General features: G+C 60.9%; 22 protein-coding genes. 14 read left to right on the top strand and 8 right to left on the bottom strand.

Annotated elements, in window-relative coordinates; translation table 11 throughout:
* Positions 1-46: 46 nt before the first annotated feature.
* Genes P2T68_RS03120 through secB form a run of 3 tightly spaced genes read left to right on the top strand, consistent with a single transcriptional unit; the run spans position 47 to position 1,238 of the window.
* Positions 47-460 (top strand): rhodanese-like domain-containing protein, encoded by a 414-nt coding sequence (locus P2T68_RS03120; RefSeq protein ID WP_041160819.1) that lies wholly within the window; start codon positions 47-49, stop codon positions 458-460.
* Position 461: 1 nt separating this feature from the next.
* Positions 462-716: a glutaredoxin 3 gene (gene grxC / locus P2T68_RS03125; RefSeq protein WP_024072892.1), complete on the top strand. Its 255-nt coding sequence runs from the start codon at positions 462-464 to the stop codon at positions 714-716.
* 42 nt (positions 717-758) lie between these two features.
* A complete protein-coding gene (gene secB / locus P2T68_RS03130; RefSeq protein WP_024072893.1) occupies positions 759-1,238 on the top strand; it encodes a protein-export chaperone SecB in 480 nt (159 codons plus the stop codon).
* Positions 1,239-1,364: 126 nt separating this feature from the next.
* Here the strand turns inward: secB and P2T68_RS03135 are convergent, their stop codons facing one another.
* A complete protein-coding gene (locus tag P2T68_RS03135; RefSeq protein ID WP_010563141.1) occupies positions 1,365-1,820 on the bottom strand; it encodes a tRNA (cytidine(34)-2'-O)-methyltransferase in 456 nt (151 codons plus the stop codon).
* On the opposite strand from P2T68_RS03135, the gene P2T68_RS03140 reads away from it, so the two are divergent.
* Positions 1,819-2,259, top strand: a complete 441-nt coding sequence (locus P2T68_RS03140) for a hypothetical protein (protein WP_277379054.1) — start codon at positions 1,819-1,821, stop codon at positions 2,257-2,259. The two genes, P2T68_RS03135 and P2T68_RS03140, sit on opposite strands and share 2 nt — an antisense overlap.
* A 618-nt stretch (positions 2,260-2,877) precedes the next feature.
* Here P2T68_RS03140 and ntrC read toward each other — a convergent pair.
* The 5 genes from ntrC to glnA all read right to left on the bottom strand — a co-directional run bounded on the left by ntrC (position 2,878) and on the right by glnA (position 8,281).
* Positions 2,878-4,314: a nitrogen regulation protein NR(I) gene (gene ntrC / locus P2T68_RS03145; protein WP_024072895.1), complete on the bottom strand. Its 1,437-nt coding sequence runs from the start codon at positions 4,312-4,314 to the stop codon at positions 2,878-2,880.
* Positions 4,311-5,396, bottom strand: coding sequence for a nitrogen regulation protein NR(II) (glnL, locus tag P2T68_RS03150; RefSeq protein ID WP_024072896.1), 1,086 nt, complete (start codon positions 5,394-5,396; stop codon positions 4,311-4,313). The genes ntrC and glnL overlap by 4 nt, the downstream gene beginning before the upstream one ends.
* A gap of 295 nt (positions 5,397-5,691) precedes the next feature.
* Positions 5,692-6,117 carry a cupin domain-containing protein gene (locus P2T68_RS03155; RefSeq protein WP_277379055.1) on the bottom strand — a complete coding sequence of 142 codons (426 nt, stop codon included), beginning with the start codon at positions 6,115-6,117 and terminating at the stop codon, positions 5,692-5,694.
* Between the two features lie 98 nt (positions 6,118-6,215).
* Positions 6,216-6,755 (bottom strand): chorismate mutase, encoded by a 540-nt coding sequence (locus tag P2T68_RS03160; RefSeq protein ID WP_150054324.1) that lies wholly within the window; start codon positions 6,753-6,755, stop codon positions 6,216-6,218.
* 119 nt (positions 6,756-6,874) lie between these two features.
* Positions 6,875-8,281, bottom strand: coding sequence for a glutamate--ammonia ligase (glnA, locus tag P2T68_RS03165; protein ID WP_024072899.1), 1,407 nt, complete (start codon positions 8,279-8,281; stop codon positions 6,875-6,877).
* A 333-nt stretch (positions 8,282-8,614) separates the two neighbouring features.
* Here glnA and thiI point away from each other — a divergent pair, with 333 nt between their 5' ends.
* Positions 8,615-10,069: a tRNA uracil 4-sulfurtransferase ThiI gene (gene thiI, locus P2T68_RS03170; RefSeq protein ID WP_024072900.1), complete on the top strand. Its 1,455-nt coding sequence runs from the start codon at positions 8,615-8,617 to the stop codon at positions 10,067-10,069.
* A gap of 139 nt (positions 10,070-10,208) precedes the next feature.
* Complete coding sequence (typA, locus tag P2T68_RS03175) at positions 10,209-12,029, top strand: translational GTPase TypA (protein WP_024072901.1); 1,821 nt, start codon at positions 10,209-10,211, stop codon at positions 12,027-12,029.
* Positions 12,030-12,170: 141 nt separating this feature from the next.
* Here the strand turns inward: typA and P2T68_RS03180 are convergent, their stop codons facing one another.
* Positions 12,171-12,605: a YkgJ family cysteine cluster protein gene (locus P2T68_RS03180; protein ID WP_024072902.1), complete on the bottom strand. Its 435-nt coding sequence runs from the start codon at positions 12,603-12,605 to the stop codon at positions 12,171-12,173.
* A 236-nt stretch (positions 12,606-12,841) separates the two neighbouring features.
* On the opposite strand from P2T68_RS03180, the gene P2T68_RS03185 reads away from it, so the two are divergent.
* From P2T68_RS03185 to P2T68_RS03210, 6 genes are all read left to right on the top strand, one after another.
* The gene (locus tag P2T68_RS03185) at positions 12,842-15,292 is read left to right on the top strand and encodes a glycogen/starch/alpha-glucan phosphorylase (RefSeq protein ID WP_024072903.1); all 2,451 of its coding nucleotides are present in this window, start codon (positions 12,842-12,844) and stop codon (positions 15,290-15,292) included.
* A 133-nt stretch (positions 15,293-15,425) separates the two neighbouring features.
* Entirely contained in the window at positions 15,426-18,947 is a 3,522-nt protein-coding gene (locus tag P2T68_RS03190) for a DUF2339 domain-containing protein (RefSeq protein WP_277379056.1), read from the top strand.
* On the top strand, positions 18,947-20,299 hold the full coding sequence (locus P2T68_RS03195; RefSeq protein ID WP_041161078.1) for a DUF3999 domain-containing protein: 1,353 nt from the start codon (positions 18,947-18,949) through the stop codon (positions 20,297-20,299). Before P2T68_RS03190 ends, P2T68_RS03195 begins: the two co-directional genes overlap by 1 nt.
* A gap of 110 nt (positions 20,300-20,409) precedes the next feature.
* Positions 20,410-21,420, top strand: coding sequence for a class 1 fructose-bisphosphatase (locus P2T68_RS03200; protein WP_024072906.1), 1,011 nt, complete (start codon positions 20,410-20,412; stop codon positions 21,418-21,420).
* Between the two features lie 176 nt (positions 21,421-21,596).
* Complete coding sequence (locus tag P2T68_RS03205; protein ID WP_017849914.1) at positions 21,597-21,851, top strand: hypothetical protein; 255 nt, start codon at positions 21,597-21,599, stop codon at positions 21,849-21,851.
* Between the two features lie 30 nt (positions 21,852-21,881).
* Positions 21,882-22,451, top strand: coding sequence for a lipocalin family protein (locus tag P2T68_RS03210; protein ID WP_024072907.1), 570 nt, complete (start codon positions 21,882-21,884; stop codon positions 22,449-22,451).
* Between the two features lie 220 nt (positions 22,452-22,671).
* On the opposite strand, the gene P2T68_RS03215 is transcribed toward P2T68_RS03210, so the two are convergent.
* Entirely contained in the window at positions 22,672-24,036 is a 1,365-nt protein-coding gene (locus P2T68_RS03215; protein WP_277379057.1) for a formimidoylglutamate deiminase, read from the bottom strand.
* A 78-nt stretch (positions 24,037-24,114) separates the two neighbouring features.
* Here P2T68_RS03215 and hutC point away from each other — a divergent pair, with 78 nt between their 5' ends.
* Both hutC and P2T68_RS03225 read left to right on the top strand, forming a co-directional pair.
* Positions 24,115-24,894, top strand: a complete 780-nt coding sequence (gene hutC / locus P2T68_RS03220; RefSeq protein WP_172831335.1) for a histidine utilization repressor — start codon at positions 24,115-24,117, stop codon at positions 24,892-24,894.
* Positions 24,891-25,451 carry a HutD family protein gene (locus P2T68_RS03225; protein ID WP_024072910.1) on the top strand — a complete coding sequence of 187 codons (561 nt, stop codon included), beginning with the start codon at positions 24,891-24,893 and terminating at the stop codon, positions 25,449-25,451. Before hutC ends, P2T68_RS03225 begins: the two co-directional genes overlap by 4 nt.
* Positions 25,452-25,718 lie beyond the last annotated feature (267 nt).

The raw sequence follows: 25,718 nt of genomic DNA on the forward strand, positions 1-25,718 counted from the left end.
CGGCTGTGTATACTTACCGCCATTTTAACGCCCTGGAACCTCCTTGATGGTTGATCACCTGATTGCATTTGCCACTGCCCACTATCTGCTCGCGGGTGCCTTCGTCATCCTGCTGGCGCTGCTGATCGCTCACGAGATGAGCCGCGGTGGCCGCAGCCTGAGCACGTCGGAGCTGACCGCGCTGGTCAACAAGGATGAGGCGATTGTCGTGGATATCCGCCCGGCCAAGGATTTTGCCACCGGCCATATCGTCGGCGCCCTGAACATTCCGCAGGACAAGCTGATTGCGCGCCTGGCCGAGCTGGAAAAACACAAGGCCAAGACCATCATCCTGGTCGACGCCCAAGGCCAGCACGCCGGCACCCACGCCCGCGAAATGCTCAAGACCGGTTTCACTGCGGCCAAGCTGTCTGGTGGTATCAGCAGCTGGCGCGCCGATAACCTGCCGCTGGTGAAGTGATATGAGCCAGGTTGTCGTCTATTCCAGCGATTGGTGCCCTTACTGCATGCGAGCCAAGGCTTTGCTGGAGAAAAAGGGTGTTGCCTTCGAAGAGATCAAGGTCGACGGCAAGCCCCAGGTGCGTGCCGAAATGGCCCAGAAGGCGGGGCGCACGTCCGTTCCGCAGATCTGGATCGGCACCCGGCACGTCGGTGGATGCGATGACCTGTTCGCCCTGGAGCGCTCCGGTAAACTCGATGCGCTGCTGCACGTCTGACTCCCAACCCCTAAAAGACCCCAAGATCAAGAAGGATCTGCGATGACTGACCAACAGAATACCGAAGCAGCAGAAGCCCAAGGCCCACAGTTCTCGCTGCAGCGCATCTACGTGCGTGACCTGTCGTTCGAAGCGCCGAAAAGCCCGGCTATCTTCCGCCAGGAATGGACCCCAAGCGTTGCCCTGGACCTGAACACCCGTCAAAAGGCACTGGAAGGCGACTTCCACGAAGTCGTGCTGACCTTGTCGGTCACCGTCAAGAATGGCGAAGAAGTGGCCTTCATCGCTGAAGTGCAACAGGCCGGTATCTTCCTGATCCAGGGCCTGGACGAGGCGTCCATGAGCCACACCCTGGGTGCGTTCTGCCCGAACATCCTGTTCCCGTATGCCCGCGAGACCCTGGACAGCCTGGTTACCCGTGGTTCGTTCCCTGCGCTGATGCTGGCTCCGGTGAACTTCGATGCCCTGTACGCTCAAGAGCTGCAGCGCATGCAACAGGAAGGCGCGTCGACGGTTCAGTAATCTCGAACCCGACGCAGAACCCAATGTGGGAGGGGGCTTGCCCCCGATGGCGGAGTGTCAGTCGACATCTATGTGACTGATCCACCGCTATCGGGGGCAAGCCCCCTCCCACATTTGCTGTGTGTGTTACTTGAAGCCGAGTTGGCGCCAGCCTTCGTAGACAGCAACGGCCACGGTGTTCGACAGGTTCAGGCTGCGGCAACCTTCGCGCATCGGCAAGCGCAGGCGATGCCCGTCAGGCAGGGCATCGAGTACCTCGGCCGGCAGGCCACGGCTTTCCGGGCCGAACAGGAAGGCGTCGCCTTCGGCAAAACTGGCATCATGGAACGGCCGCGAGCCCTTGGTGGTAAACGCGAACAGCCGTGGGTGGCCCAGGCTTTCCAGGCAGCTGGCCAGGTCGGCGTGGCGCTGCAAGGTGGCGTACTCGTGGTAATCCAGCCCGGCGCGGCGCAGGCGCTTGTCGTCCATGTCAAAGCCCAGGGGCTCGATCAAATGCAGGTGGCAGCCACTGTTGGCGCACAGCCTGATAACGTTGCCGGTATTCGGCGGAATTTCTGGTTGAAAAAGGATGACGTGAAACATGCACGGCTCCGAAGGCAAAGATGCGCTGCATTCTACCCTCGAAGAGGATCCCAGGCCGAAGCTATTGCCGAGGGTTTTGGGCTCGTTGGCGATTGTCGGCCTGATGGTGGGCCTGATGATCGGTCGCCTGACCACCCCCGACCCTGTCGAGTTGCTGCAGGTCGAGCCGGCGGCGGACGGCGTGCTGGTGTGGTTTAACCGCGAGCCCCAGCTGCACGGCGAGCAGGTAGATGGCACCGTGGCGCTGTTGTTCGACGCGCAGGGCAAGGCGGCCGGCGGGCAACTCAAGGTCAATGGCAAGGATGTGAACTGGCGCATACGCAAGACCGATGCTGGCCTGCTGCTGAACCTGGTGGCGGCTCGGCCGTTGCGCGGGGAATGGTCGGGGGAGAAGGCTGAAGGCCGCTGGCGGCTGGAGATCCATCTCCAAGAGCAATAAAAGAGGGAATCCCCGGCCTGCCTGTACCAAGGTCCCCAAAACGGGCTGGGGCTATGGGCGCTGTGCCACATAAGCCCCGGGTGTAAAGAAGGGAGTTCCCGGCCTGCCTGTACCAGGGCTCCCAAAACGGGGTGAAGCCTCAAGGGCTTCGGTGTTAAAGAGGGAATCCCCGGCCTGCCTGTACCGAGGTTCCCCAAAGCGGTGTGGAGCGCGACGCGGTTCGCATCAAGCACCCCGGGTGTAAAGAGGGGATTCTCGGCCTGCCTGTACCAAGGTCCCCGAAACTGGGTTGTACAAGGGATATTGCAGGGCGCGTGCCAGAGTCGCGAAGTGGCGCCAAAAAAAATCTTCAAAAAGCGCAAAGCCCCGGAATACGGGGCTTTGGTGTTTTCGGGGTTCAGGTTTTTTTCAGCGGTTCTGCGGTTTCAGGCGCCGGATCCATGCCCGATGCCGGTTCATGGTGCATTGAAGCGGTGCACGGTTCTGAAGCCTTTGGAGGTCCAAATGTGGGTGGGGGCTTGCCCCCGATGGCGGAGTGTCAGTCGACATCTATGTGACTGATCCACCGCTATCGGGGGCAAGCCCCCTCCCACATTGGATTTTCAGTGGATCTGAGACTCAGCCCTCATCGCCGTCGTCGTCGTCACCACCATCCACCTTCATCCCCAGTTCCTTGATCTTGCGAGTCAGGGTATTGCGGCCCCAGCCCAGCAGCACGGCGGCATCGCGGCGGCGACCTGCGGTGTGCTTGAGGGCCGTTTCGATCATGATCCGCTCGAACGCCGGTACGGCGCTGTCCAGCAGGTTTGACTGGCCGCGTGCCAGGGCCTGGTCGGCCCATTGGCGCAGGGCTTGTTCCCAGTTGGTCACTGGGGCCGAGTCCTGCGGCAGGCTCAACAGCTCCGGCGGCAGGTCGCTGATATGCACCTCGCGCCCGGATGCCATCACCGTGATCCAGCGGCAGGTGTTCTCCAGCTGGCGCACGTTGCCTGGCCACGGCAGGTTCTTCAGGTATTCCTCGGTCTCGGTTTTCAGCAGCTTGGGCTCTACGGCCAGCTCCTGGGCGGCGCGGCTGAGGAAGTGGCGAGCGAGGGTCGGGATATCTTCGCGACGGTCCGACATCCGGGGAATGTGGATACGGATCACGTTCAAGCGGTGGAACAAGTCCTCGCGGAACTTGCCCGCATGCACCAGGGTTTCCAGGTTCTGGTGAGTCGCGGCGATGATGCGCACATCGACCTTGACCGGCGTATGCCCGCCCACGCGATAGAATTCGCCGTCCGCCAGTACCCGCAGCAGGCGGGTCTGGGTATCGGCCGGCATATCGCCGATCTCATCGAGGAACAACGTACCGCCATCGGCTTGCTCAAAGCGGCCGCGACGCAGGTTGGCCGCGCCAGTGAACGCGCCTTTCTCATGGCCGAACAGCTCGGACTCCATCAAGTCCTTCGGAATCGCCGCCATGTTCAGTGCGATAAACGGCGAGGCCGACCTTGGGCTGTGACGGTGCAGGGCGTGGGCCACCAGTTCTTTACCGGTACCCGACTCGCCATTGATCAGCACGGTGATGTTGGAGTGGCTCAAGCGCCCGATGGCGCGAAACACTTCCTGCATCGCCGGCGCTTCGCCGATGATTTCCGGGGTGCGGGTCAGCGCCGGCGGCGCTTCCTGGTTCTGTTGTTCCTGGGCGTGCTGGTTGGCGCGCTTGACCAGCGCCACCGCCTCGTCCACGTCGAACGGCTTGGGCAGGTATTCAAACGCACCGCCCTGGTAGGACGCGACAGCGCTGTCCAGGTCCGAGTGCGCCGTCATGATGATTACCGGCAGGCGCGGGTGCTGTTCGCGAATCCGCGCCAGCAGGTCCAGGCCACTGGCGCCGGGCATGCGGATGTCGGAGATGATCACGTCGGGCTGCTGGCGCGCCAGGCGGCTCATCACCCCGTCAGCGCTGTCGAAGCTCTGGGTGGTCATGCCTTCCTGTTGCAAGGCTTTCTCGAGGACCCAGCGGATAGAACGGTCGTCATCGACGATCCACACAGTTTCACTACGGCTCATGTCGATGGGGCTCCTTGTTCCAGAGGCAGAAAGATCGAGAACGTGGTGTGGCCGGGATGGCTCTCACATTCGATCAGACCCTGGTGCTGGCTGATGATGTTCTGGGTAATGGCCAGGCCCAGCCCGGTACCGTCCGGGCGGCCGCTGACCATTGGAAAGAAGATGGTTTCCTGCAGTTCCGCAGGAATGCCCGGGCCGTTGTCGATGATCTCGACCTTAGTTACCAGGCGATGGCGCACGTGGCCGATGGTGAACTGGCGCAGGGCGCGGGTGCGCAGGCTGATGCGGCCCAGGCGCAGCTCGTTCTGGCTGCTGATGGCTTGCATGGCGTTGCGCACGATATTGAGCACGGCCTGGATCATCTGTTCGCGGTCGATCAATACGTCGGGAATGCTCGGGTCGTAGTCGCGCACCAGGGTGATGCAGCCCTGGCTTTCGGCTTCGACCAGCTGGCAGACGCGCTCGAGCACCTCGTGCACGTTGGTCATCGCCAGCGACGGCAGTTTGTTGGAGCCGAGCATGCGGTCCACCAGGTTGCGCAGGCGGTCGGCCTCTTCAATGATGACGTTGGTGTAGTCCTTGAGGTGCTCGTCCGGCAGCTCGCGGGCCAGCAACTGCGCGGCACCGCGAATCCCGCCCAACGGGTTCTTGATCTCATGGGCCAGGCCGCGGACCAGCATCTTGCTGGTTTCCTGCTTGGACAGCTGGGCTTCTTCTTTGGTGATGCGCAGCAGGCGGTCGCGGGGGTGCACTTCAAGCAGCAGCAGGGTGGCGCCGTTGCTCAGGATCGGGGTCACGGCGTAGTCGACGGTCAGGGTTTGGCCGGTCAGGGCCGTGAGCATCGCCTCACGCTTGGTGAATGGGTGTGCCTGCTCCACCGCCTGGCGCAATGAACTCAAGGCTTCGGCCGACTCGGTGAACAATTCGCTGATGAACTGCCCATGGCTGCGCTGGCCGCTGATGGCCAGGAGCATCTCCGCCGCCGGGTTCATGTACTCAAGACGCAAGTCGTCGTTGAGCAGGATGGTCGCGGTCGTCAGGTTGTCGAGTAACAAACGGTGCAGTGCATCGCTGATGGTCATCAGGACCTCTTTTGGAGCAAGGCGCGGGCTTGAGGCACACGCTGATACAAGGAAAATGCAAAAACCAAACCAAGGCTCCGAAAAGAAGCGTTAAACCCCTGAAATAAGGATTTAAGGCTCGAAACTGTGGCGTTCTGCCAGCTTCAACGGGAAGTTTCGAACCAAAATGGGCTGGGCAGGTGGGTAGGGTGCAAGTTGTCGCACCAATATAGTGCGGTTTTATGAAGGTTGTTCAGGAAGTGATGAGAGATCGTTCTCGGCCGATGTCGAGAGCGATCTCGGTGGCAGGACTTTATCAATGCGGCTGGGACAGCGGCATGCCCATGGTGCCGGCGTAAAACACCAGCAGCTCCACTGGGGTGCTTCCGGTTCTGCCGCGATGGACTGTGCCCACCATCTCGGCCAGGGTGTGCCCTTGAGTCAGGGTGAGAGCCCGCCCGCCTTTACGGGTTTCAACGATCAACTCGCCCGAGAGGATATACGCTGCGTTCGGCATGGGGTGGCTGTGCCAGGGCAACTGCGTATTCGCCGGGATCTTGAGTCGCAACAGCGTAAGTTCCGGCGGGCCGGAGGGGTAAGCCTCGTAAGGTGTTCCGTCCCATGATGCGCTGCTCTGCAGCAGGGTTTCCTTTTCGATCTGTACGGCGTCTTTGGGCTGGCTGCTGCAGCCTAGCGCAGCCAAACACGCCGCTGTTGCGATCAAGCATTTGAGGGCTTCCATGGTCGGTTTCATCCGTTCGCTGAGTGGCCGGTCAGGCTACGATCGCTGTCCGGGGGACGGATGCCGGAAGGGGCCTAAAATGATGTGGGTGTCATCTGTTATTCGCCTGTGTGGATACACAGCTCGGCAGTGGCGCGAATCATCGCCAGTTGCTGCAACGGCTCGTTCAACGGCTCATGCACCGCCTCGGCCAGCCACTGCGGGCACTTTGGGTCGGTGCGTTGCGGGGTGAAGTCCGCCAGTTCTTGCAGCAGGCGTTTTTGCAATTGATCCAGCTGCGGGCGAATCTGCTTCACCAGGTCGGGGCGCGGGTCATCGGGTGCCTTGCCCTGGAACTGCCAGTCGGACAGGTGGGTGTACTGCACCAGTTTGTTCGCCTCTATCTGCGCTGAGAAAAATTGCTCGGCGGCGGCGGGCGCCAGTTTGTAGTTGGGTGCCTGGGCGATGACGCTGGCGATGACCTCCTGTTCGCGCTTCTTGTCCTCTACGGGCTTTTTGCTGTCCCATTTGCTCAGGGCGACCTGGTCGGCGATGGCCAGGCGTTCGGCGATGCTGTTGAGCAATGGCTCAAGGCTGGCTGGCGCGGCGCTCGCACTGGTAGTGACGAACAGCAGGGCAAATACAAGTCGACGTTTCAAGGCTGATCTCCTTGTGGGAGGGGGCGAGCCCTCTCCCGCATGTTTAATAAAATTCGGGCAAAAAAAGACCTCCCGAAGGAGGCCTCTTTCATCACGCTGCGTCAAGCAGCGCTACCGGATCAGCAGCTGTAGTACAGCTCGTATTCCAGTGGGTGTACGAAGGTGCGTACTTTGATTTCTTCTTCGCTTTTCAGCTCGATGTAGGCATCGATGAAGTCGTCGCTGAATACGCCGCCTTTGGTCAGGAACGCACGGCCCTTGTCCAGCTCTTCCAGGGCTTCTTTCAGGCTGCCGCACACTTGTGGGATCTCTTTGGCCTCTTCAGGCGGCAGGTCGTACAAGTTTTTGTCGGCGGCGTCGCCAGGGTGGATCTTGTTCTGGATACCGTCCAGGCCAGCCATGACCAGGGCAGCGAAGGCCAGGTATGGGTTGGCTGCTGGATCCGGGAAGCGGGCTTCGATACGGCGAGCGCGCGGGCTGGACACGTAAGGAATACGGATCGAGGCAGAACGGTTGCGTGCCGAGTAGGCCAGCATGACCGGCGCTTCGAAGCCTGGAACCAGACGCTTGTAGGAGTTGGTCGACGGGTTGGTGAAGCCGTTCAGGGCCTTACCGTGCTTGATGATACCGCCGATGAAGTACAGGGCGGTGTCGGACAGGCCGGCATAACCTTCGCCAGCGAAGGTGTTCTTGCCTTCTTTAGCGATGGACAGGTGAACGTGCATACCCGAGCCGTTATCGCCGTACAGAGGCTTAGGCATGAAGGTCGCGGTACGGCCGTAGGCATCAGCCACGTTGTGTACGCAGTACTTCAGGGTCTGGACTTCGTCAGCCTTGGCCACCAGGGTGTTGAATTTCACACCGATTTCGTTCTGGCCGGCAGTGGCCACTTCGTGGTGGTGCACTTCGATGACCAGGCCCATTTCTTCCATGGCGTTGCACATGGAGGTACGGATTTCGTGGTCGTGGTCGAATGGCGGAACTGGGAAGTAGCCACCTTTGATGCCTGGACGGTGGCCTTTGTTGCCGCCTTCCACGTCCTGGTCGGACATCCACGAACCTTGTTCGGAGAAGATCTTGAACATGGAACCGGAGATATCGGACTTGAACTTGACCGAATCAAAGATGAAGAATTCTGGCTCAGGGCCTACGAATACGGTGTCGCCGATACCGGTCGACTTCAGGTATTCCTCGGCACGCTTGGCGATCGCACGTGGGTCGCGGTCGTAGCCTTGCATGGTCGAAGGCTCGATCACGTCGCAGACGATGATCAGGGTTGGGTCTTCGGTGAACGGGTCCAGCACGGCAGTGCTGTCGTCCGGCATCAGGATCATGTCGGAAGCTTCGATGCCTTTCCAACCGGCAATGGAGGAACCGTCGAACATTTTGCCTTCTTCGAAGAAAGCGTCATCCAGCGCGTCGCGAGCCGGCATGGTCACGTGGTGCTGAGTGCCTTTTGTGTCCGTGAAGCGCAGATCAATCCATTTAACGTCATGATCTTTGATGAGTTGAACCGACTTCGACATGGTGTCCTCCGGGTGGCTTCGGGCTGGGTAGTGGAGTTAGCCCTTAGAATGTGGGTGATGCCGGCGCGGATACTCCGCCATGGCAACCTGCCTCACAAGAGAGCAAATTGCATGCCAGTGCGCCAACATGGCCTTTCTGCCTCAAAATCGCCCCTATAACGGTGCAATCGGCCGAAATGGAATAATTAACGCACTGCAATGTAGCGCCGATTTGCATAAATGACCCGTTTTGGTGCGCATCACCTTCAATGCATATTAACTGGTTAAACCTTGAGCGATTTCCGCTATAATCCGCGCCCCCCTTTTTCGGCAGGCCCTGCGCGCGCTGTTTCCATGAAATTAATCGTTAAAGTCTTCCCAGAGATCACCATCAAGAGCCGACCGGTACGGATGCGTTTCATCCGTCAGTTGGCCAAGAACATCCGTGCCGTGCTCCGCGATCTGGACCCGGCTGTGGTGGTGAACGGCGTGTGGGACAACCTCGAGCTGGAAACCCGCGTGACCGACCCCAAAGCCTTGAAGGACATGACCGAACGGCTGAGCTGCATGCCGGGTATCGCGCATTTCCTGCAGGTGGACGAGTATCCACTGGGCGACTTCGACGACATCACCGAAAAGTGCAAGCAGCACTTCGGTGATGAGCTGGAAGGGAAGATTTTTTCGGTGCGCTGCAAGCGTGCCGGCAAGCACCCGTTCAGCTCCATGGACGTCGAGAAATACGTCGGCAGCAAGCTGCGTCGCGAGTGCGGCGCAGCCGGAATTTCCTTGAAAGCGCCACAAATTGAAGTGCGCATGGAAATTCGCGACCAACGGTTGTTCGTGATCCATAGCCAGCACGACAGCATCGGCGGCTACCCGCTGGGTGCCCTGGAACAGACCCTGGTACTCATGTCTGGCGGTTTCGATTCCACAGTGGCGGCCTACCAGATCATGCGCCGCGGGCTGATGAGCCATTTCTGCTTCTTTAACCTGGGCGGGCGTGCACACGAATTGGGCGTGATGGAAGTCGCGCATTACATCTGGAAGAAGTACGGCAGCTCCCAGCGTGTGCTATTTGTGAGCGTGCCGTTCGAGGAAGTGCTCGGGGAAATTCTCGGCAAAGTCGATAACAGTCATATGGGCGTAGTATTGAAGCGTATGATGTTGCGCGCTGCGTCCCGAATCGCCGATCAGTTGCAGATCGACGCGCTGGTGACCGGCGAAGCGATCTCCCAGGTCTCCAGCCAGACGCTGCCGAACCTGTCGCTGATCGACTGTGTGACCGAAAAGCTGGTGTTGCGCCCGCTGATCGCCAGCCACAAGCAGGACATCATCGACCTGGCGGAAAAAATCGGCACCGCTGATTTCGCCAAGCATATGCCTGAATATTGCGGGGTCATCTCGGTGAACCCCAAGACCCACGCCAAGCGCAACCGCGTGGAGTACGAAGAACAACAGTTTGACATGGCGATTCTGGAGCGTGCGCTCGAGAACGCCAAGCTGGTCCCGATCGATCGAGTCATCGATGAGCTGGGCCAGGATGTGCAGATCGAAGAAGTCAGCGAAGCCCTGGCCGGCCAGATCGTCATCGACATCCGTCACCCGGATGCCGCGGAGGATGAGCCGCTGGAAATCGCTGGCATCGACGTACAAACGCTGCCGTTCTATGCATTGAACGCGCGTTTCAAGGAACTGGATAACAGCCGTCAGTACCTGCTGTATTGCGACAAAGGCGTGATGAGTCGCCTGCATGCCCACCATTTGCTCAGTGAGGGGCATGCCAATGTGCGCGTTTATCGACCGAGCTAAGAGCCCGGGGCTGTTTGCCTGTGGCCTGCGTCACCGGCCCCCCGACTCTGCCGTCAAGCTGTAACGGCAAGGCCTGACTCTACTGTTAATCGCTGCCACGACCTGTCAGCACACCGAATCCTCTGATCGAGATACACAAGTGATCGAAAATCTACGTAACATCGCCATCATTGCTCACGTTGACCATGGTAAAACCACCCTGGTAGACAAACTCTTGCGTCAATCCGGCACCCTGGAGCGCAACGAGCTCAACGACGAGCGCGTGATGGACTCCAACGACCAGGAAAAAGAGCGCGGTATTACCATCCTGGCTAAAAACACCGCTATCAACTGGAACGGCTACCACATCAACATCGTGGATACCCCGGGCCACGCCGACTTCGGCGGCGAAGTAGAACGCGTAATGTCGATGGTTGACTCCGTTCTGCTGCTGGTTGACGCTCAAGACGGTCCTATGCCGCAAACCCGTTTCGTGACCAAGAAGGCTTTCGAAGCCGGCCTGCGTCCGATCGTGTGCATCAACAAGGTTGACCGTCCAGGCGCGCGTCCGGACTGGGTTCTGGACCAGATCTTCGACCTGTTCGACAACCTGGGCGCTACCGAAGAGCAACTTGATTTCCAAGTGATCTACGCATCGGCCCTGAACGGTATTGCCGGTCTGGAACACACCGCCATGGCGGAAGACATGACCCCGCTGTACCAGGCGATCGTTGACCACGTTCCACCACCGAAGGTTGACCGTGACGGTCCGTTCCAGATGCAAATCTCGGCACTGGACTACAACAGCTTCCTGGGTGTTATCGGCGTTGGCCGTATCGCCCGTGGTAGCGTCAAGCCGAACACCCCGGTTGTGGCTATCGGCGCCGACGGCAAGAAGCGTAACGGCCGTATCCTGAAGCTGATGGGCCACCACGGCCTGCACCGTATCGACGTTGAAGAAGCCTTCGCCGGCGACATCGTGTGCGTCAGCGGCATGGACTCGCTGTTCATCTCCGACACCCTGTGCCAGCCGGACACTGTCGAGGCGATGAAGCCTCTGACCGTTGACGAGCCAACCGTTTCCATGACCTTCCAGGTAAACGACTCGCCTTTCTGCGGTAAAGAAGGCAAGTTCGTGACTTCCCGTAACATCAAGGAACGTCTGGACAAAGAGCTGCTGTACAACGTTGCACTGCGCGTTGAAGAAGGCGACTCGGCTGACAAGTTCAAGGTTTCCGGCCGTGGTGAGCTGCACCTCTCGGTACTGATCGAAACCATGCGTCGCGAAGGCTTCGAAATGGGCGTTGGTCGTCCTGAAGTGATCATCCGTACTGTTGACGGCGTGAAGCAGGAACCGTTCGAAAACGTCACCATCGACACCCCTGAAGAATCCCAGGGCAAGGTCATGGAAGAGATGGGCCTGCGTAAGGGCGACCTGACCAACATGGTGCCGGATGGCAAAGGCCGTGTGCGTCTGGAATACAACATCCCTGCTCGTGGTCTGATCGGTTTCCGTAACCAGTTCCTGACCCTGACCAACGGTGCTGGCATCCTGACCTCGATCTTCGATCGCTACGACACCATGAAGTCCGGCGACATGTCCGGCCGTCAGAACGGTGTTCTGGTATCGGTAGAAACCGGCAAGGCGCTGACCTACTCCCTGGAAACCCTCCAGGCGCGTGGCAAGCTGTTCGTTGAACACGGTCAAGAGATCTACAACGGTCAGATCGTTGGCCTGAACAGCCGTGACAACGACATGGGCGTCAACCCAACCAAAGGCAAGAAGCTCGACAACATGCGTGCTTCGGGTAAAGACGAAACCATCGCCCTGGTTCCACCTGTTCGCTTCACCCTGGAACAGGCCCTGGAATTCATCCAGGACGACGAGCTGTGCGAAGTCACGCCTAAGTCGATCCGCCTGCGTAAGAAGATCCTGGACGAAGGCGAGCGTACCCGCGCTGCCAAGAAAGCCAAGAACTGAGTTAACTCAGGCTGAATGAAAAACGCCCCCGGTCGAAAGGCCGGGGGCGTTTTTTTATGTCTGCAGGTTGTGTGGTGGCTGTACCGGCCTCATCGGGGGCAAGCCCCCGATGGGGCCCTTGAGCCCCCTGCAAAACCTGGATCAGAACTTATCGAGGGTCTTGAACTTGGTTTCGCGCACCACTTCCTTCGGCTTATATGCGCAATACCCCGGGCGCGGCCCGATTTTCGGGTGGTTGCGGCAGGTATCCGGACGCTTGTCATAAATAGTGCAGAAGCGCGTCTTACGATCCAGGTACAAGCAGTCGTTGTTGCTCATGCGCTGCAGGGTAAAAATCTCGGATTTGTTGTTGTAGCGTTCGACAATGCCTTCCTTCTGCAAACGCTTGGCGATGTTTTTCGGCGGGTCGCCGCGCTCGAATTCATCGACGATGCCAATGCGGATCAGGTCCTTGATCTTCACCTCAACCGGCAGCGTGCAGCAGCTGGACACGCAGCCACCGCACATGTGGGCGGAGTATTTCTGCCAAGTCTCGAGACGGTCGAGTTCCGCGGCGGCGATCAGTTGAGGCTTCATCAGGGTTCCAAGGTGGGGCGGTATCCGGGCGCGCGATCATACCGGGATTGATGGTTTTTTGAACAATATTTTCTGGTTTTCAGCTCGAAGGCTGTTCGAGTGCAGATCGGGCACGACCCCTGCATTAAATTCGCGCAAAGGTGAATGAGTTAAAAAACTGCCGAACCAGAGCCTTCACCGTCTGTCAGACCGACTAGGCTCTAGCAACTCCTTCAATCTCGCCCGAGGTCGCACCGATGTCTCAGGAACCGCTTGCACGAGAAGCAGAGGTAGCCGCGTTTCGCGATGCTGTCTTGACCAAACTCACCTACGCGGTGGGCAAAGACCCGGATCACGCCTTCGACCACGACTGGTTCGAAGCCATTGCCCTGGCCGCCCGCGACCAGATGGTCGACCACTGGATGGACCACACCCGGCGTATCTACCGTAAAGGCCAGAAGCGGGTGTATTACCTCTCCCTCGAATTCCTCATCGGCCGCTTGCTCTATGACAGCCTGAGCAACCTCGGTGTGCTGGAGATCGCTCGCGAAGCCCTGAGCGAACTGGGTGTCGACCTGGAGCGCATCCGCCTGCTGGAGCCCGACGCGGCGCTCGGCAACGGTGGCCTGGGCCGCCTGGCGGCGTGCTTTATGGAAAGCATGTCGACCCTGGGGATTGCCGGCCATGGTTATGGCATTCGTTATGAGCACGGCTTGTTCCGCCAGGCGATTGTCGATGGCTGGCAGCAGGAACAGACCGAGCGCTGGCTGGATTTCGGCAACCCGTGGGAATTCGAACGGGCCGAGGTGATTTACCCGATCGGCTTTGGCGGCAGCGTCGAAACCCTGCCGGACCCTGCCGGCAAGATGATCCAAGTGTGGACGCCCAACGAAACGGTGCGTGCCGTCGCCTATGACACCCCGGTGGTCGGCTGGCGCGGCGCCAGCGTCAACACCCTGCGCCTGTGGCGTGCGCGGGCGGTGGAAGACCTGCATCTGGAGCGCTTCAACGCCGGTGACCACTTGGGTGCGGTCGCCGAAGTGGCCCGTGCGGAAAGCATCTCCCGAGTGCTTTACCCGGCTGACAGCACGGAAGCGGGGCAGGAACTGCGCCTGCGCCAGGAATACTTCTTCGTCTCGGCCTCGCTGCAAGACCTGCTGCGTCGCCACAAGAACATGCACGGCTCGGTACTCAGCCTGGGCGAGCATGCGGCGATCCAGCTCAACGACACCCACCCGTCGATCGCCGTGGCCGAGTTGATGCGTCAACTGGTCGACCTGCACGACATTCCATGGGACGCCGCGTGGGATGTCACCGTCGAAACCCTGTCGTACACCAACCACACCCTGTTGCCCGAAGCCCTGGAAACCTGGCCGGTCGGCCTGATGGAGCGCATGCTGCCCCGGCACATGCAGATCATCTACCTGATCAACGCCCAGCACATCGACTCGTTGCGGGCCAAGGGCACCCATGATTTCGACGTGCTGCGCGCCGTGTCGTTGATCGAAGAAGACAACGGCCGCCGTGTGCGCATGGGCAACCTGGCATTCCTCGGCTCCCACAGTGTCAACGGGGTCTCCGGCCTGCACACCCAGTTGATGCGCAGTACGGTGTTCTCCGAATTGCACAAGCTGTACCCGGAGCGCATCAACAACAAAACCAACGGCATTACCTTCCGCCGCTGGCTGTACCAGGCCAACCCCAAGCTCACCTCGATGCTGGTGGATGCACTGGGCCCCGACATTCTCGACACCGTGGAAACCCGCCTGGTCGAGCTGGAAACCTTTGCCGAGAAGCAAGCATTCCGCAAGGCGTTTGCCGAACAGCGCCTGCACAGCAAGCGCGCGCTGGCCGATATCATCCATGAGCGCCTGGGCATTGCGGTCAACCCGGCGGCAATGTTCGACGTACAGGTCAAGCGTATCCACGAGTACAAGCGCCAGTTGCTCAACCTGCTGCACACCGTGGCGCTGTACCAGGCGATCCGTGCCGAGCCGGGCACCGACTGGGTACCGCGGGTGAAGATTTTCGCGGGCAAGGCGGCGGCCAGTTATCACCAGGCCAAGTTGATCATCAAGCTTACCAACGACATTGCGCGCACCGTGAACAACGACCCGACCGTGCGCGGTCTGCTCAAGGTGGTGTTCCTGCCCAACTACAACGTCAGCCTGGCGGAAAGCATCATTCCGGCGGCCGACTTGTCGGAGCAAATCTCCACTGCCGGCTTTGAGGCGTCGGGCACCAGCAATATGAAGTTCGGCCTCAACGGCGCGCTGACCATCGGCACCATGGACGGCGCCAACGTCGAGATGCACGAGCGCGTGGGGGCCGAGCACATGTTTATCTTCGGTCTCAGCGCCCAACAGGTCGAGGCGCGCAAGCAGGCTGGCGAGTTCCATGCCGGGCCGGACATCGCGGCCTCCCATCGGTTGAACGATGTGCTGCAGGCGATTCGAGGCGGGGTGTTCTCGCCGGACGATCCAGGCCGATATGTGGGCTTGATCGATGGGCTGATCGACTATGACCGCTTCCTGGTGTGTGCCGACTTCGACGCCTATTGGGATGCACAAGCGCGGGTCGAAGCGCATTGGCATGATTCCAAGGAATGGTGGCGCTCGGCGGTACTCAATACTGCGCGGATGGGGTGGTTCTCTTCGGACCGGACGATCCGCGAGTACGCTACCGAGATCTGGAAAGCCCTGGACTAGATCTACTGTAGGAGCGAGCTTGCTCGCGAAAAACGCCAACGATAACGCGTGCTTTCTGATTTAACGCGGTATCTTTGCGATCTTCGCGAGCAAGCTCGCTCCTACAGCACGGTTTACCTAGGGAATATCGACCATGCAATGGATTTTCATGCTGATTGGCCTGGTGCTCGGCTGGACGCTCGATGAGTCGTTCAGTGACGCGGGCATCGGTGCGCTGTTGGGGTTGGGCATTGGCCAGGCGATTCGCCTGTCTAGGCTGGCGACCCAGGCGCAGCAGCAGGCTGCTCAGTTGGAAACCACGCAGAAGGCGTTGATCGCCCTGGGCGAGCGCCTGCGGCAACTGGAAGTGCCCGCGCCAACGAGCAATGGCATCGTCGAAACGCCTGTCCCTGAGCCGACACCTGTCGCCAAGGCGCCTGAACTGGTGTGGGAACTGCCGGCTGAATTGGCGCCTGTGGCGATGGTCGCCGAACCGAGCCAACCACTGCCGGAGGACGTCTGGACGCCCGCCCCGACGCCGCGTGCGCCTCAAGAACCTGCCGCTCCCCGTGGCCCCAACCTGATCGAACGCGCCATCAGCGGCGCACGCAATTGGCTGTTGGGTGGCAACACCGTGCTGCGTGTCGGCGTGGTGCTGTTGTTCCTCGGCCTGGCGTTCCTGTTGCGCTACGCCACCGAGGGCATGGTGGTGCCGATCGAGTTGCGCTACGCCGGGGTGGCTGCGGCCGCCGTGGGCCTGCTGGGCCTGGGCTGGTGGTTACGACTGCGCAACAGCAACTACGGATTGATGCTGCAAGGCACCGGGATCGCGGTGTTGTACCTGACGGTATTTGCCGCGATGCGCCTGCACCCGTTGATCGATCCGAGCGCGGCACTGGGCCTGCTGGTAGCGATCACCGTGTTCTCGGCGATCCTGGCGATTACCCAGGATGCCCTGGGCCTGGCCTGCGCGGCGGCACTCGGCGGGTTTGCAGCACCGATCCTCACGTCCACAGGCGCCGGCAACCATGTGGCGCTGTTCAGTTATTTCGCCCTGCTCAATGCCGGCATCCTCGCCATCGCCTGGTTCAAGGCCTGGCGCCTGCTCAACCTGATCGGCTTTGTCGGCACCTTTGGCATTGGCTTCGCCTGGGGTTTGCGTTCGTATACTCCGGAACTGCTGTGGAGCACCGAGCCGTTCCTGATCCTGTTTTTCCTGATGTACCTGGTCATCGGCCTGTTGTTCACCCGCCGCAAATTGCTGGAGATGAACGACGCGCCCGAAGATGGCAGCCGGGGGGCGCTGCTGCGCTGGTCGGCGGCCAAGGGCGATTACGTCGACGGTAGCCTGCTGTTCGGTCCGCCGTTGGTGGGCTTTGGCTTGCAGTTCGCACTGGTGCAGCATTTGGAGTTTGCCGCTGCGTTCAGCGCCCTTGGCCTGGGCGTTATCTATATGGGCCTGGCGCGATTGCTCAGTGGCGGGCGTGCCTTGCTGCTGGCGGAAACCTGCCTGGCCCTGGGGGTGATCTTCGCCAGCCTGGCGATTCCCCTGGGCCTCGACGCACGCTGGACGGCGGCGGCCTGGGCCGTGGAAGGCGCCGGGATCTTCTGGCTCGGCTTGCGTCAGCAACGGCCGTTGGCGCGAGCCTTCGGCGTGTTATTGCAATTGGGCTCGGCGCTGGCCTTTCTCAGCGAACTGCGCGTTGGCGACCATACGTTGCTCGACGGTGCGCCATTGGGCGCGCTGCTGCTGGGCGCGGCGCTGCTGTTCAGTTTCGACCAACTACGCAAGGCGTCGCCGGAGCAGGCGGCGGGATGGGAGCGCAAGGGGCTGCCGGTGCTGGCCAGCCTGGGCCTGACCTTTTTGTACCTGCTCGCGCCGCTGTTGTTGCTGACCCAAGGCACCGCCATCAGTTGGGCGGTCGCCGGCCTGGCTACCCTGTGGATCGGCCTGCGCATCGGCTCGCGTACGTTCCTGTTTAGCGCGTTCGCCGTGCAACTGCTGGGCGGCGCGCTGTTTCTGCTGCGTTTGCAAGGCGGTGACGGGGCGGCGGTATTCAGCGCTGGCTGGAGCGGCCTGCTGACGGCGTCGCTGATCGGCCTGGCCTTGATTGGCGGCATGCTCCTGGCGGTGCGCGACGACCAGGTGCGTGGCGATGTGCGGCTGTTGCGTGGCCTGTCGGTGGTGCTGCTCGCGGGTCTGGTATTGATCAACCTTGCGGTGCTGTTTGTGCTGCCGTGGGAAAGTGCCAGCGGTGTATGGGCGGCCAGTGGCTTGCTGATCATCTGGTTGAGCCTGTACCTGCAACAGCGCGTCAGTTTTGTATTTGGTTTGCTGCTGCAGGTGATCGGCGGTGCTGCGTTCCTGCTGTCGGTACCGGAGCTGCTCGGACCGTTGACCCCTGAAGGTGTGCGCCCCTTGGGGCACAGCGGTTTCTGGACGCCGATGGTCCTGGGCCTGGCCGCCCTGGTTGGCGCGTGGCGCTTGCAGCGTGAGCCCCATGCGCCGATGTTTGCCGTACTCAAGCTGCAACGCCTGTCCGACCTGTTGCTGGTGTGGGGCGCGGCCTGGTGGGCCGTGGCGCTGATCAGTGAAGTGTTGCGGTTTATCCCGCGGGAACTGCAGGGGGCTTTCCTGTTGGGCTGCGCGGCGCTCAGCGTGGCACTCTGGGCGTTGCTGGCGGCGAGATTGCGCTGGGCGTCGCTGGGCATGCTTTGCACCGTGTTGATGCCGGCGGCGGGGGTGGTGTTGCTGGTGTCCGCGCATGACTATTACCACCCGGCGGCCCAGTACGGCTGGCTGGCCTGGCTGACAGTATTTGCGGTGCACTTCGTGTCGTTGCGGCGGCTGGCGGCAGTGGCGCCGGGCAAGGCGCTGAGTGTCGCCCATGTGCTTGGCTGCTGGATGCTGATCGGCGTGCTGGCCCTGGAGCTGCGTTACGGCTTGTTGCGGCTGTCGGCCGAATACAACGCCTGGCGCTGGCTGGGCTGGGCGATTCTGCCAAGCCTGTATCTGGTGCTGGCAGCCACGCCGCGTCGTTGGCCGTGGCCGGTGTCGGCTTACCCGAAAGAGTACCGGGTGCTGGCGGCGCTGCCGCTGGCGGTGTTGATGCTCGGTTGGTTCTGGCTGGCCAATAGCTTCAGTGACGGCACGGCCAGGCCGTTGCCGTATGTGCCGCTGATCAGCCCGCTGGACCTGGGGCTGCTGTTTGCCCTCTTCGGTGTGTATCTGTGGTCGCGCAGCGTTGCGCCGCAACGTGGGGCTCGAGTCGAGTTGATCGCCGAAGGCGTGGCAGGTCTCTCGCTGTTTGCATTCTTCACCGCGCTGGTGATGCGCGCCGCCCACCACTGGGGCGGCGTGCCGTTCCAGGTGGATGCGTTGCTCGAATCGATGCTGGTACAAGCCAGCCTGTCGATCGTCTGGACCCTGGTCGCCCTCGGCCTGATGATCGGCGGCCACCTGCGCCATCGTCGCGAAGTGTGGCTGATCGGCGCAGCGTTGATTGCCGTGGTGGTGGCCAAGCTGTTCTTTGTCGAGCTGAGCAACCGTGGCGGCCTGGCGCGGATCGTGTCGTTTATTGGCGTGGGCGGGTTGTTGCTGGTGGTGGGCTACTTCGCGCCACTGCCGCCCAAGCGTGCCGAACCTGTGCTGGAAACTGAAGGAGCATCCTCTTGATCGGTAAGTTGAGCGTGGCGGTAGTGGGGTTGTGCGCAACGTGGTCGGTGTGGGCCCAGGAAACGCCTGCCGATTTCACCACCCAGGTACCGCTGAGCGTCAGTGGCAACGGCCCCTGGTATCGCCTTGAATTGCCTTTGGCTGTGCAACTGGGCGCACGCCAGGCCGACCTCAGTGATGTACGCGTCTTTAACGCGGCCGGTGAACCTCAGGCCTATGCACTGTCGCGACAATCGCCCCAACACACCGAAAACCGCAACGTCACCGAGGTGAAGTGGTTCCCGCTGTACGCGGCCGACACCCACGAAACCTTGCCCGATGTGGTGGTGAAGTCCAGCGCCGAAGGCACCTTGCTCGAGGTACGCCCCTCCACCGCCGCCAAGCCCGGCAAGCAGGTGCTGCGCGGCTGGGTACTGGACGCCAGCGCGATCAAGGCACCGTTGCAGCAACTGAGCCTTGACTGGAGCCACGAGCAGGAGGGCTTCCAGCGTTTCAGCATTGAAGCCAGCGATGACTTGCAGCACTGGGAAGCCTGGGGTGATGGGCAAGTGGCGCGCTTGTCGTTTGCCGACGAGCGGGTCGAACAGCATGACGTCAGCCTGCCGGGGCAACCGGCGCGCTACCTGCGCTTGTTGTGGCAAGGCCAGGCGGCGCCGCTGCTGACCTCGGCCAAGCTGACAAGCGCCACCCGCAGCAGTTTGCCGATGCCCTTGGTGTGGTCGCAGCCGCTGGCCGGTTCGCGGCTCAAGGCGGGGGAGTACAGCTGGCAGTTGCCGACGGGGCTGAATGTCGAGCGCCTGCGCGTCGAATTGAAGCAGCCCAACACGCTGGCGCCCGTGACCCTGGCGGGGCGGCGTGACAGCCAGCAGGCCTGGCAGCCGCTGAGCAACGGTGTGCTGTACCGCCTGACCCAGAATGGCCAGGACGTGGTGCAGGATGAATTACCGTTGCCGGGCCAAACGGTTACTGAGCTCAAGTTGCAGGTGGATGAGCGCGGCGGTGGCCTGGGCGTCGAAGCCCCGGCACTGCGCGTTGCCGTGCGTGCCACGCAACTGGTGTTCCTGGCGCGCGGCGAGCCGCCATTTACCTTGGCGCTGGGTAATGCGTCGGCCAAGGCGGCGAACCTGCCGCTGTCGACCCTGATCCCTGGCTACAACGCCGAGCGTTTCAATACGTTGGGGCAGGCCCAGGTAGCCGGGGGCGTGACCGTCACGTCGCCTGCGGCCGCAGCCGTTGTCGATACCGGGCCGAACTGGAAAAAGTTCGGGCTCTGGGCCGTGTTACTGCTCGGTGTCGCGGCGTTGGGGGCCATGGCCTACAGTTTGCTGCGCAAGCCTGCGGCGGTACGTTAAATAAAGTCCATGAACTCTATTGGGTTTAAATCCTCTGATAGGAGGAAATACGCCCCGACTCGCGTTAAACTGCGCGGGTTTTTAAGCCCCCCCATACATCGGAGCCTTCCATGTCCCGCGTTACCCTGAGTCGCTATTTGATCGAGCAGACCCGCAGCAACAACACGCCTGCCGATCTGCGCTTCCTTATCGAAGTGGTGGCGCGTGCTTGCAAGGAGATCAGCCACGCCGTGTCCAAAGGCGCACTGGGCGGTGTCCTGGGCAGCATGGGCACTGAAAACGTCCAAGGCGAAGTGCAGAAGAAACTCGACGTACTCTCCAACGAGATCCTGCTCGAAGCCAACGAATGGGGCGGTCACCTGGCCGGCATGGCGTCCGAAGAAATGGACAATGCCTACCAGATCCCGGGCAAGTACCCGAAAGGCGCCTACCTGCTGGTGTTCGACCCACTGGACGGTTCGTCCAACATCGACATCAACGCCCCCGTCGGTACCATCTTCTCGGTATTGCGTTGCCCGAACGAATACCTGAGCCAGAACGAAGCCCTCAACGAAAAGGCCTTCCTGCAGCCAGGCACCGAGCAGGTTGCGGCCGGCTACGCGATCTACGGCCCGCAGACCATGCTGGTGCTGACCCTGGGCGATGGCGTCAAGGGCTTCACCCTGGACCGTGAAATGGGCAGCTTCGTACTCACCCACGAAGACATCACCATTCCTGCTGCCACGCAGGAATTCGCGATCAACATGTCCAACCAGCGCCACTGGGAAGAACCGGTCAAGCGCTACGTCAACGAATTGATGGAAGGCGAAGAAGGCCCGTTGAAGAAGAACTTCAACATGCGCTGGGTTGCGGCGATGGTGGCTGACGTGCACCGTATCCTGACCCGCGGTGGCCTGTTCATGTACCCACGCGACAGCCGCGAGCCGTCCAAGCCGGGCAAGCTGCGCCTGATGTACGAAGCCAACCCGATGTCGTTCCTGGTTGAACAGGCAGGCGGTGCGTCGACCGACGGCCATCAGCGTATCCTCGACATCCAGCCCGAAGGCCTGCACCAGCGCGTGGCGGTGTTCCTGGGTTCGAAGGAAGAGGTTGAGCGCGTAACCGGTTACCACAAGAAGTAACTTTTCGCGATAAGTGATCGGCGTTGTTGTGAGCCGGTTCACCCTTAAATAAGCCCCGAAACGTTTCAGCGTTTTCGGGGCTTTTTTGTTTTCGTTCGTCGGGAACCAGACACCTCTTTTCCCTTCTAAGCTTCTGGCAGATACCCAAGCTGCTTCGTCCCTCCAGGAGTTATTCCATGTCGTTACGCCGTCTCGCTTTGCTGGCTTTTTGCGTGCTGTTGGCCGCTTGCAGCAAGGTCAACCAAGAAAACTACGCAAAGTTGTCGGCCGGCATGGCCAAGGCCGAGGTGGAGTCGTTGCTGGGTAAGCCGACCGATTGTTCCGGCGCATTGGGCATGTCCAGTTGCACCTGGGGTGATAAAAACAGCTTTATCAGCGTTCAATATGCCGGTGACAAGGTTCTGATGTTTTCCGGGCAAGGCCTGAAGTAAACCGGGGCGAGAGCCTGCGGGAGAAGAAGAATGATGCGTTTTGTTTTGTTCCTTTGTGCCAGCCTTTTTTTGGCGGGCTGTGCCAGCCATTCTGGCGACGATCTGCAACCCAAGACAGCGAGTAACGTCAATCTCAAGCGTTACCAGGGTACCTGGTATGAGTTGGCTCGATTGCCGATGTACTTCCAGCGCAACTGTGCACAGTCCGAAGCCCGCTACACATTGCTTCCCGATGGCGATATGTCGGTGTTCAACCGCTGCCTGACGACTGACTGGAAGTGGGAAGAAGCCAAGGGCACGGCTACGCCGCAGGTGCCGGGCAAGACCGACAAGCTCTGGGTGGAATTCAATAACTGGTTTACCGCGTTGTTGCCGGGCGTCGCCAAAGGCGATTACTGGGTGTTGTACGTCAGCGATGACTACAAGACCGCCATCGTTGGCAGCCCGAGCCGACGTTATATGTGGATCCTGTCACGTACGCCGACGGTCAGCGCCGATACCCGCGAAGACCTGCTCAGCAGGGCGCGCCAGCAGGGGTATGACACCACGCGTTTGATTTGGCGTACGTCGGATAAGCAGATGGCGAAGACCTCGCAGTAAACAATGTGGGAGGGGGGGGGGCGTTGTGGCGAGCGGGCTTGCCCCGCGTTGGGGCGCGAAGCGGCCCCCAAACCAGCTACTGAGGCGTGCCTGACACAGCGCAGGTGTCTTTTGTCAGGGGCCGCTTCGCGCCCCAACGCGGGACAAGCCCGCTCGCCACAGAGGCCCCCGCTAAATCGGAGATTTAGCGGGGGCCTCTACATTTGTTATGGATTGCCTGTCAGCCCAACAAATCCCTCAAGACCTGCGTAAACGCCCGGCTGCTTTCTTCCTCGCTGGCATGCCGCCCATCGCGCACTACCCACTTCCCGTTGACCATTACATCGCGCACCTGTCGATCCCCACCGGCAAACAACCAGCGATTGAGAATCCCGTCTTCGGTTGCCGTCGCCAGGTACGGATCGTTGCCGTCCAGCACGATCCAGTCCGCACGCTTGCCCACTGCCAATTGCCCAATCGGCTGTCCCAGCGCCTGGGCGCCGCCGTCGAGCGCGGCGTCGAACAGCGTGCGGCCGACCATCGGCTGATCACTGCGATACAGGCGGTTGCGCCGCTGATCGCGCAGGCGCTGGCCGTATTCCAACCAGCGCAGTTCTTCCACCACGCTCAGCGACACATGGCTGTCGGAGCCAATTCCCATGCGCCCACCCTGGGCGAGAAAGTCCACGGCCGGGAAGATCCCGTCGCCCAGGTTGGCTTCGGTGGTCAGGCACAAACCGGCAATCGCCCGGCTCCTGGCCATGCGCGTGACCTCTTCCGGGTTGGCGTGGGTGGCATGGACCAGGCACCAGCGTTCGTCGACGTCGACATTGTCGTACAGCCATTGCAGTGGGCGTTTGCCGCTCCAGGCCAGGCAGTCGTCGACTTCTTTTTGCTGTTCGGCGATGTGGATGTGCACGGGGCAGGTCTTGTCGCTGGCCGCGAGTACCTCATGGATCTGCTCCGGCGTGACCGCACGCAGGGAGTGAAAACACAGGCCCAGTTGTTGCGCTGGCTGCGCCGCGAGGATCGGTTGCAAGCGCGCCTGCAGGTCGAGGTAGTTTTCGGTGCTGTTGATAAACCGGCGCTGCCCTTCATTCGGTGCCTGTCCGCCAAACCCGGAGTGGCTGTACAGCACCGGCACCAGCGTCAGGCCGATCCCGCTGCTCGTGGCGGCCTGGCTGATCTGGCGCGACAGTTCCGTGCGGTCGGCATAGGGTTGGCCGCTGACGTCGTGATGCACGTAGTGGAACTCAGCCACCGAGGTGTAACCGGCCTTGAGCATCTCGATGTACAGCTGTCGGGCGATGACCTGCAACTGCGCCGGGTTGATCTTGCCGACCATGCGGTACATCAAGTCGCGCCAGGTCCAGAAGCTGTCATTCGGGTTGCCGGCGACTTCGGCCAGGCCCGCCATGGCGCGTTGAAACGCGTGGGAATGCAGGTTTGGCATGCCCGCCAGCAGCGGACCTCTGAGCCGTTCGGCGGCGTCTGCACTGGCATTGGCCTGGACGCGTGTCAGTACGCCAGCGGCGTCGACTTCAAGACGTACATCGTTGGCCCATCCATTAGGCAGCAGCGCGCGTTCGGCAAAGAAAGCGGACATGATTAGAGCACCCCGGTCGTGTGTTTATTTGTATATACATATACAGACGTTTGCCTGCTCGGTAAACTCCGGCAATCTATGCATCTTTTCCACCTGCAAGGATTCCCTGTGCCGACTCCGCCCGCCAAGTCTTCGCTGGCTGCCCACATGGACGAAAGTCCGGCGCCCTTGTATGCCCGCGTCAAACAGATGATCAGCCAGCAGATCCTCAACGGCAACTGGCCGCCCCATTACCGCGTACCGTCGGAGAGCGAACTGGTCAGCCAGCTGGGTTTCAGCCGCATGACCATCAACCGCGCCCTGCGTGAGCTCACCGCCGAAGGTTTGCTGGTGCGCATGCAAGGCGTCGGCACGTTTGTCGCCGAGCCCAAGAGCCAGTCCGCGCTGTTTGAAGTGCACAACATTGCCGATGAGATCGCCTCCCGCGGACATCGCCATACCTGCCAGGTCATCACCTTGGGCGAAGAGGCCGCCGGTTCCGAGCGCGCCGTCGCCCTGGAAATGCGTGAGGGCGGACGGGTGTTCCACTCGTTGATCGTGCATTACGAAAACGATATTCCCGTGCAAATCGAAGACCGTTTCGTCAACGCGCTGGTCGCCCCGGAATACCTGCAACAGGATTTCACCCAGCAAACGCCCTACGCCTATCTGAACCAGGTGGCGCCGCTGACCGAAGGCGAGCACGTGGTTGAAGCGATCCTCGCCGATGCCACCGAGTGCAAACTGTTGCAGATCGAGCCGAGCGAGCCATGCCTGTTGATTCGCCGCCGCACGTGGTCGGGTCGCCAGCCGGTGACCGCCGCGCGTTTGATCCACCCCGGTTCCCGTCATAGCCTGGAAGGACGTTTCAGTAAATGAGTGCAGTGAAAGTCTGGCGCGCCACCGATTACGTGCGCATGCCGTGGAAAAACGGCGGTGGCAGCACCGAAGAAATCACCCGTGATGCTGGCGAGGGCCTGGAGGGGTTTGGCTGGCGCTTGTCGATTGCCGACATCGGCGAGTCGGGCGGGTTTTCCAGCTTCGCCGGTTACCAGCGCGTGATCACGGTGATCAAGGGCGCCGGCATGGTGTTGACCGTGGATGGCGAAGAACAGCGCGGCCTGTTGCCCCTGCAACCATTTGCCTTCAAGGGTGATAGCCAGGTGTCATGCCGCCTGATCACCGGGCCGATCCGCGATTTCAACCTGATCTATTCGCCCCAGCGTTACCACGCGAGGCTGCAATGGGTGGACGGTGTGCAGCAGTTCTTCAGTACCGCGCAGACCGTGCTGGTGTTCAGCGTGGCGGATGAAGTGAAGGTGCTGGGGCACACGCTGGGTCATCACGATTGCCTGCAAATCGACGGTAACACCGGCCTGTTGGACATAGGCGTGGCTGGCCGCAGCTGCATCATCGAACTGACCGCACGCGGTTAAAAACTGTGGGAGGGGGCTTGCTCCCGATATAGGTGTGTCAGTACCAGATGGGCTGACTGATCCACCGCTATCGGGGGCAAGCCCCCTCCCACATTTGTTTCCCACTGTTCTTGCGACCTGTTTCCAGGTCTCGCACCATTTTGTTACCGAACGCCCCAGCGTGGCGCAAAACCGCGCTGTCGTGACAAACCTCCCTCGCTATAAAACGCCTTCGTAAGAAATTTCATCATCCCTCCAGGCCTTAATTTCCAAGGCTCGAACGCGCTT

This window comes from Pseudomonas sp. G11, assembly GCF_029457515.1.
Lineage (GTDB): Bacteria > Pseudomonadota > Gammaproteobacteria > Pseudomonadales > Pseudomonadaceae > Aquipseudomonas > Aquipseudomonas gorinensis.